The 7,657-nt window shown below is 70.4% G+C and carries 5 protein-coding genes and 1 pseudogene; 2 read left to right on the top strand and 4 right to left on the bottom strand.

Translation table 11 applies throughout. The features are described 5' to 3' along the window. Positions 1-65 precede the first annotated feature (65 nt). Positions 66-1,718, bottom strand: coding sequence for an ABC transporter substrate-binding protein (locus GQS09_RS25585; RefSeq protein ID WP_165989921.1), 1,653 nt, complete (start codon positions 1,716-1,718; stop codon positions 66-68). A 469-nt stretch (positions 1,719-2,187) separates the two neighbouring features. On the opposite strand from GQS09_RS25585, the gene GQS09_RS25580 reads away from it, so the two are divergent. Continuing rightward, positions 2,188-2,862: a histidine phosphatase family protein gene (locus tag GQS09_RS25580; RefSeq protein ID WP_165989920.1), complete on the top strand. Its 675-nt coding sequence runs from the start codon at positions 2,188-2,190 to the stop codon at positions 2,860-2,862. A gap of 99 nt (positions 2,863-2,961) precedes the next feature. On the opposite strand, the gene GQS09_RS25575 is transcribed toward GQS09_RS25580, so the two are convergent. Both GQS09_RS25575 and GQS09_RS25570 read right to left on the bottom strand, forming a co-directional pair. After that, complete coding sequence (locus GQS09_RS25575) at positions 2,962-3,636, bottom strand: hypothetical protein (protein ID WP_399552603.1); 675 nt, start codon at positions 3,634-3,636, stop codon at positions 2,962-2,964. A gap of 207 nt (positions 3,637-3,843) precedes the next feature. After that, a complete protein-coding gene (locus GQS09_RS25570) occupies positions 3,844-4,302 on the bottom strand; it encodes a helix-turn-helix domain-containing protein (RefSeq protein WP_165989919.1) in 459 nt (152 codons plus the stop codon). Positions 4,303-4,822: 520 nt separating this feature from the next. On the opposite strand from GQS09_RS25570, the gene GQS09_RS25565 reads away from it, so the two are divergent. Then, positions 4,823-5,350, top strand: a complete 528-nt coding sequence (locus tag GQS09_RS25565) for a UTRA domain-containing protein (RefSeq protein WP_165989918.1) — start codon at positions 4,823-4,825, stop codon at positions 5,348-5,350. A gap of 1,648 nt (positions 5,351-6,998) precedes the next feature. Here GQS09_RS25565 and GQS09_RS28780 read toward each other — a convergent pair. Then, positions 6,999-7,657 (bottom strand): annotated as a pseudogene (locus GQS09_RS28780) (oligopeptide/dipeptide ABC transporter ATP-binding protein); the annotation flags it as partial.

Below are 7,657 nucleotides of genomic sequence, written 5' to 3'. Positions count from 1 at the left end.
AGCCGGGCCGGCGGCGCGGGGGCGCGGGCCGCCGGGCCCGCGTCCCGCCGCGCGCGCAGCGCGGCTCAGCCGACCGTGATGTCGGTGAAGACCGGCACCGAGAAGGGGTTGAGCTGGACGTTGTCGACCCGGTCGGAGTAGCCCGCGATGCCGTTCTGGTACCAGAGCGGGATCGCCGGCATGTCCTGCACCAGCAGTTCCTCGGCCTGCTGGAAGAGATCGATCGCCTCGTCCTCGGACTCGGCGGCATTGGCCTGGTCGACCAGGGCGTCGAACTCGGGATTGTCGTAGCCGGAGTCGTTGGAGGAGCCGGTGGAGTAGTAGATCGGCTGGAGGAAGTTCTGGATCAGCGGGTAGTCCATCTGCCAGCCGGTGCGGAACATGCCGTTCATCCGGTCGTTGGTGACCTGGTTGCGGAAGTCGGCGAAGGTGGGCACCGGGTTGACGGTGCAGGCGTTGGTGTTGCCGAGCGCGTTGTTGATGCTGTTGCAGGCCGCGTCCATCCACTCCCGGTGGGAACCGGTGTCCACATTGGAGGTGAGGGTGACCGAGCCGCCGGGCAGGCCGCCCGCGTCCTCGATCATCTGCCGGGCGGCCTCGGCGTCGAACTCGCACACCTCACCGCACAGGCCCTCCTCGTAGCCGCCGGCCTCCTGGAGCACGGGGGAGGTGAAGTCGGTGGCCGGGGTGCGGGTCTCGTTGAAGATGGTCCGGGTGATCTGTTCCCGGTCGATCGCCCTGGAGAGCCCCTGGCGGATCTGCCTGGCCTGCTCCCCCTGCCATTCCTGCTGGTAGAGGGGGAAGGAGACGGTCTGGATGATACCGGCCGGCTGGTTGATGAAGCGGCCGTCGAGGTCCTCCTCGGCATTGCGCAGCTGGGCGGCGGGGATGTCGTCGACCACGTCCAGGTTGCCGGCCTGGAGATCGGTGTAGGCGGTGCTGTTGTCGGTGTAGACGATCAGCTCCACGCCGTCGTTCTGCGCCTCGTCGTCGCCCGCGTAGTCCTCGTAGGGCACCAGGCGCATGGAGCGGCTCTGCTCGTAGGAGTCGATCATGTAGGGGCCGTTGCCGATGGGCTTGTCCAGCCAGGCCTCGTGGTCCTCGAAGAACGCCTGCGGCAGCGGGGCGTAGGCGGCGTAGCCCAGCGTCTCGGGCCAGAGCGAGAAGGGTTCCCTGAGCCGCACGGTGAAGGTGTGCTCGTCCACCACATTCAGGCCGCTCATGGTGTCCGCGGTGGGCTCCTGCCCCTCCTCGGCCGGGTGCACGTCGTCGTAGCCCTCGATGAACTCGAAGAAGTAGGAGCCGATCTGGGCGTTCTCGATGTGCGCGCCGTAGTTCCAGGCGTCGACGTAGGACTGGGCGGTGACCGGGGTGCCGTCCTGGAAGGTCCAGCCGTCCTCGATGGTGATGGTGAAGTTCTGCTGGTCCTCGGTCTCGATCGATTCCGCCATGGCGTCCTCGGCCTCGGCGGTGTCGGGGTTGTAGCGCTTGAGCCCGCGGAAGATCATGTCGAGGACCTTGCCGCCCTGGACCTCGTTGGTGTTGGCCGGTTCCAGGGGGTGCTGGGGCTCGCCCCAGGAGGCGCGGACCATCTCACCTCCGCCGCCGCCTCCTCCGCCGCCGCCTCCGTTCGAGTCGTCGCCACCGCATGCGGTGGCGGCCAGGGCGAGTGCCACCAGGCCGGCGACGACCGTGGTCAGGCGCGTGACTCCGCGCATCGAGAGCCTCCTCGGGCCGGTACGGGCAGGGTTGTCCGCACCCCATCGGAACGCCGTCCTGCCCGGCGGCAGGCCACGACACGCATCTCAGCGAAAAGTATGATCAACTGCCGCGTTTCCCCCTCGCCCGGACGGGTGAACAACGGACCCGCGTGAGCGAGGGCAGCGGCACTCCTCCCGCCGGCCGCCGGGCCACCGGCCGGGCCGGTGCAAGGCCCCGGCGGCCGGCGGGCCGGAGCTCTCAGTCGTCCCAGACCATTGCCGCCACCCCCGGTTCCGGACCGGCCGCCCGCGCAGCCGTCCCCCTCGGTTTCCGCTCCGGGCACGCGGCCAGTTCACGGGCCTGCCGCAGCCCCTCCCCGCCGGCCCGGCCCCCCGGCCGGTCCGTTCACCGTACTGCCCGGCCCGCTGTGTCCGCGTCCGTCGTATGGTTCCGTGACGGTCCCCGCATCACCCCCGGACAATGGCCATGACCTCGCCGATTTCCCCGCCGCCGCCGTTCCCGTTCCGCTGCCCGCTGGCCGGGCTGACAGCCGTCCGCCACGGCCAGTCCACAGCCAACGTAGCCTTCGCCACTGACACTCCCCTGCCGCCGGACCTCACCGACCCGGAGGTCCCTCTGACTCCGCTGGGGTTCGCCCAGGCCGAAGCCCTCGGCCGCCGGCTGGCCTCCTCGCCGGCGCCGGATCTGGTGCTGGCCTCGCCCTTCCTGCGCACCCGCCAGACCTGGACGACCATGGCGGAGACGGCCGCCCGGCTCGGCGTCTCCTGCCCGCCGCTGCTGACCGACGAGCGGCTGCGCGACCGCGACCTCGGCCGCTACTCGCTGCTCACGCCGTCCGCGCTGCGCGCCCGCGACCCGCAGGCCCGTCCGGGCGACTGGTTCTACCGCCCGCCGGGCGGCGAATCCTTCTCCGACGTCTCGCTGCGCGTCCGCGACTTTCTGACGGAGCTGGGCACGGTGGCCCCCGGCCGTCATGTCCTGCTGATCACCCATGACGCGGTGATCGTCTCCCTGCACCGCGTCCTGCTCGGCCTCGGCGCCCCGCCCCCGGATACCGCCCCGATCCCCAACGCCTCCCAGACCCACTGGACCACCACCGGCACCCACCTCACCCTGACCGAGTGGGCCACGCCCCTGTAGCTGCGCTGCGGGCCATCACGTCGGCCACCCGCCAAAGCCCGCTCCGGAAGGAACGGGCTCGGGTGCCTCGGGCGTGGGGTCTGCCGCCGTTCTGGGGAGTCACAGGTTGTCGAAGTCGCCGAGGGAGCAACAGGCCGGGGAAAGCCCAAGTTGGTACTCAGCAACTGTCTCAGCCGCGTCCTCGAAGGCGATGAACTGCTCGTAGCCGGCTGGGATGACATCGCTGTACCACCGAGCGCCGCACACACCCTGCGCACGCGCGGACTCCGCCACGTGACGACGCTGGGGGTGGCAAGGGCAACTGCCGAACGAGGACCGGAACGTCGGCCCGACTGCTCGTGGGCCTTGACGGTGAAAGCGGAGGAGGTGAGCACGTGGCGGGCCGAGGTCGCCGGGGTGGTGGAGCCGCTCGGCGGGGACCAGGAAGCGGTGGAGACAGTGCGGCTCGGGGTGTCTGAGCTGATGGGGAACGTGCCGGCGCAGCACATCATTGACCGTACCGGGCGGCCTGAGCCAGCTGTCGGCGATCTGCCGCACCGCGGCGTACACCAGAGGCGGGTCGAGATCGATCTGAGCCTCGACAAAGGCGTCGGGGTGCTTCGCTTCGAGATCCCAGGGCTCCAGTTGCGCAGCTGGGAAGTCGCGGAGACGGAAGGTCACGATCACCTGCGCACGCGCTCGGATCGCTGCCGCCAGGACATGTCGATCTTCATGATCAGGAAGTTCCAGGGCCTTGATCAATGGTTCGTAGCCGGTGACCTTCCAGTCCCTCACGGCTGCCCCCATGAGGGCGCGGGTTCTGGTCAGGCGGTCGGGCTTGAGATCCGGCCGGTTCGCTGCGAGATTGCGGAAGACCTCATCGAGGATTTCCTCCGTCCACTTGCCTGTACCAGGCCGGCCTGGGCTATCCGGATCGGAAGATCCCTCAGCGTGCTGGGGTACAGAACGTTCGCGTCGTACAGTGCCACGAAGGGCATGTGCTCAGACCGGCCCCATCTCCTGACCCGATTGGGTGAGTTCATCGGCCGCCGCACGGCGGCGCTGATCGTCCCGCCGTATGTAGTCGATCAGCGAGGAGGCTTTGATCCGCCGGTGCGTGCCAACGGTGCGGAACTCGATCTCGCCCGCTTTCAACAGGCCGATGAGGAACGGACGCGAGACGTTGAGCAGGTCGGCCGCTTGCTGGGTGGTCAGCTCCACATTCCTCGGGACCACCGATACTCCGCGTCCCGCCGCCATGTGGGCCAGGACTTCGGCCAGCAGGTCCAGGGCCTCCCGGGGCAGTTCCAGCGGCTCGGGCTCACCGCCTTCCACCGTGACCCGGACCCGGGACAGCTCCCGGTGCTCCGCCAGGTAACTGCGCACCCGGGACAGCGCCACGCCGGCCGCATGCGACTGCTCCGGCGACAGGTCAGCCGAACGAATATCCACCTCGCTCATGATCGCCTCCGTCGGCATCCCAGATTCCCGATCTGCCTTGCATGACCACCCTGACAACCAAACGCAATAAGCGCAACATTCGAAATAGCTGTCGAGAGATTTGCGCGGTCCCAGAAGTCCGGGGGCGCATGCGGTGGCGGCGGGCGCTCTTGTGGGCTGCGGACTGCGGTGCCGGGTATGGTCGGCAGGGCTGGCGCCCCACCGGCGTCTGTACTGTCGCCGGGCCAGGTGGCGGCAGTCCACGCCTCCGCGCGTGACCACCGCACCTGGCTCGGGGTCCGAGCGCATGGGAAACAGCGAGGCCGGTGAGCCGGTGGCCGAGGTCCTGCGGGTTCCGCGCCCTCTGCGCAGGACCGGCCGGGGCTCCCCCAGTGGGCAGGTCGGGATCATGGACGGCTTTGATGATCTCTCTGGCGATCCGGCCGGTGCTTTCGGAATCCCGGGCCCGGATGAGAGGCGTCAGTGGGCTGCCGGGGGGAACTCCTCCGGGGAGACAGGCCGAGTGACGGGGTTGGTCGGGATGACGCAGGCAGGCGGGACGGCTGGTGAGCGGTACCGGCGTGCGCAGGAGACCGGGGCCGTGTATGCGGAGGGTGAACGCGCGGAGATCCTGGACGCCGGTCTCGTCGCCGCGCCGGTCGAGGTTGCCGACGCCCTCGGCCTGGAAGCCGGGGCCCGGGTGGTCTGGCGCCGCCGGGTGACTCTGCGGGACGACCGCCCCGCCTCCGTCTCGGCGTCCTGGTTCCCGGCGCAGGTGCTGGACCAATGCCCGAGGCTGCTGGAGCGCCAGCGCATCCGGGAGGGCACCACGCGCTATGTGGAGCTGCGGACCGGTCGCCGGCCGGCACGGGCCCGGGACGTCACGGCCGCCCGGGAGGCCGCACCGGAGGAGAGCGAGGCGCTGGGGCTCCCCGGACGGGCGACCGTCTCCGAGGTGCGCCATGTGGTGTACGACAGCGAGGGCGAGGCGCTGGTCTACGAGGTCTCCGTGAAGCCCGGCGGCCAGGTGGCGGAGAGCCGGGCGGGGAACGTCGAGTACGAGCTGTAGGCGCGGCGGTCCGGGACGCGCGCCAGATGACACCGTCGGTATAGGAGACCTCGACGGTGAGGCGGCCGTTGGTGCCCTGGATCTCGAGCGGGAGGGTCAGCTCGGAGCCCGGGGTGACGGAGTTGGCGGGGTGTTCTTGTTCCGGGACGAAGCGAACCGCGGAGGCCGGAACGGGGACGGTGGCCGCGCCGGCCGGCCGGGCCGAACGGAACTGGTGCCGCGCCGTGACGTCGGTGCTCAGCCAGGTGGTGCCGCCGCTCCGGTCCACGGACACCACCAGCAGGTAGTCGGCCGGACCGTCGGGCACGGTGAAGGAGAAGCCCGACGGGTCCCCGGCGGCGCCGTACAGCACGCCGTCGCGGTAGAGCCGGACTTCGGACGTGCCCGGGGTGCTGACCACGGTGTGCCCGTGCGCGTCGGTCAGTGGGGGCAGCGAGCCGTGGATGCGGTCGCCGGTGCGGAAGATCCCCTGCGACGCGCCGAGTTCCGGCCCCAGCACCGCGTGGTTGAGCGAAACCGTGTGCTCGGTGCCGGGAGCGTAGTCGCGGAAACCGGTGGTGACCCGGATCTCCTTGGAGTCGTCGATGAGAGAGGGGACGGTACTCAGGGCGATCTCCCAGGACACGCCGTCCTCCAGCCAGACGGTCTCGTCCAGGGGCAGCGGAATGTCCCTGATTCCCGGTTCGCCGGCCCCGGGCGGCAGGGTGTCCGGCACGAGAAGCACCGAGCCGTAGTCCTGTGGGTAGCGGTAGTCCCCGGAGACGCGGCTGTCCCCCGGCCGGTTGGCGCCGACCGACAGGCTGACCTGGGCCATGTCGGCCGGGTCCGCCTGGTGGTCGAAGCCGTTGGGCAGGCCGTCGAGGGGCCCGGCGGCCACGCCCCACCATGCGCCCCGGGCGACCTCGGCCCCGAAGACATGTGTGGTCAGGGACCAGCCTTCGGGTACCGCCCCCACCTGGAGGGTCCGCAGCTGCGATCCGAGGACGACGCGGTGTGCGCTCCGGTACTCGATGCCGCCGTTCCCCGCGAGACTCCAGGTGAGCTGTCCTCCGACGTAGGAGGTCACCCCGGCCACCCCCAGGGTGACGGGGAGGGTGTCGGCGGGATCGAAGGCGAGGGTGGTGTCCCCGTCCACGGAGATCTGCGGTACCAGGAAGACGTCCCTGATGACGGGGCCGCCCTGGGGGATGTTGTGGCCCACCACCAGTTCCAGCGCCCAGTCGCCGGCCGGGAGCCGGATTCCGGAACCCGCTGTGCCGTAGTGGGTGAACCGCTCGGTCCGCTGGTGGTCCAGACTGTGGAACTCGGCATCCCACGATGTGCTGTAGCCGGCGCGCGGGGTCAGGTCGAGCACCACCTGGTGACCGTCCTCGGGGTTGCCGCCCTCCGTGGAGCCGCTGATCGTGACCCCGCCGGTCGTTGTCCCCCCAGTCGTGGTGGACCATGCGGGAGAGCCCGGACCGCTGGACCGGGCATGGTGACGGGGTGAGGTCCCCTCCCGCGCACGAAATGACTGCATTCATCACGCACTTGGCAGCACAATGTAGCGGCGGTGAACCCACCTGTCACCACTCCGGGAGCGCGCCGAGAGCCGCGCCCGGCCCTGGGGGAAGAGGCCGGGCGTGGCGGTACGGGGACCGGACCGGGGTCAGGCCGCGGCGACGGTGGTGGTGCGTTCTTCGGCGAAGTGGCAGGCGGAGGGGTGGGCTGCCGGGGTACCGGTGAGGGAGGCGGGGACGGCCAGCAGCGGGGTTTCGGTGGCGCAGCGGTCGGTGGCCTTCCAGCAGCGGGTGCGGAAACGGCAGCCGGAGGGCGGGTNCGGTCGGTGGCCTTCCAGCAGCGGGTGCGGAAACGGCAGCCGGAGGGCGGGTCGGCCGGGGAGGGCACGTCGCCGTGCAGGATGATGCGGTCGCGCTGTTCGCGGCCCTCGGGGTCGGGGACGGGAACGGCGGACATCAGCGCCTGGGTGTAGGGGTGGGTGGGGTGGTCGTAGATCTCGGCGTCGGTGCCGGTCTCCGCGATCCGGCCGAGGTACATGACGGCGACGCGGTCGGAGATGTGGCGGACGACGGACAGGTCGTGCGCGATGAAGACGTAGGAGAGCCCGAACTCGTCCTGCAGGCGTTCCATCAGGTTGATGACCTGGGCCTGCACGGATACGTCGAGTGCGGAGACGGGCTCGTCGCAGATGATGATCTCGGGGTTGAGCGCCAGCCCGCGGGCGATGCCGATGCGCTGCCGCTGCCCGCCGGAGAACTGGTGCGGGTAGCGGTTGATGTGCTCGGGGTTGAGGCCGACGACGTCGAG

The organism is Streptomyces sp. YIM 98790 (assembly GCF_011421595.1).
Taxonomy (GTDB): Bacteria; Actinomycetota; Actinomycetes; order Streptomycetales; family Streptomycetaceae; genus Streptomyces.
This window is presented reverse-complemented; position numbering and strand designations above follow the sequence as displayed.

What these genes read in the sequence shown, in the direction of transcription:
- GQS09_RS25585 (WP_165989921.1), bottom strand. Translation starts at nt 1,718, where the DNA reads ATGCGCGGAGTCACGCGCCTGACCACGGTCGTCGCCGGCCTGGTGGCA.
- GQS09_RS25580 (WP_165989920.1), top strand. Translation starts at nt 2,188, where the DNA reads ATGACCTCGCCGATTTCCCCGCCGCCGCCGTTCCCGTTCCGCTGCCCG.
- GQS09_RS25570 (WP_165989919.1), bottom strand. Translation starts at nt 4,302, where the DNA reads ATGAGCGAGGTGGATATTCGTTCGGCTGACCTGTCGCCGGAGCAGTCG.
- GQS09_RS25565 (WP_165989918.1), top strand. Translation starts at nt 4,823, where the DNA reads ATGACGCAGGCAGGCGGGACGGCTGGTGAGCGGTACCGGCGTGCGCAG.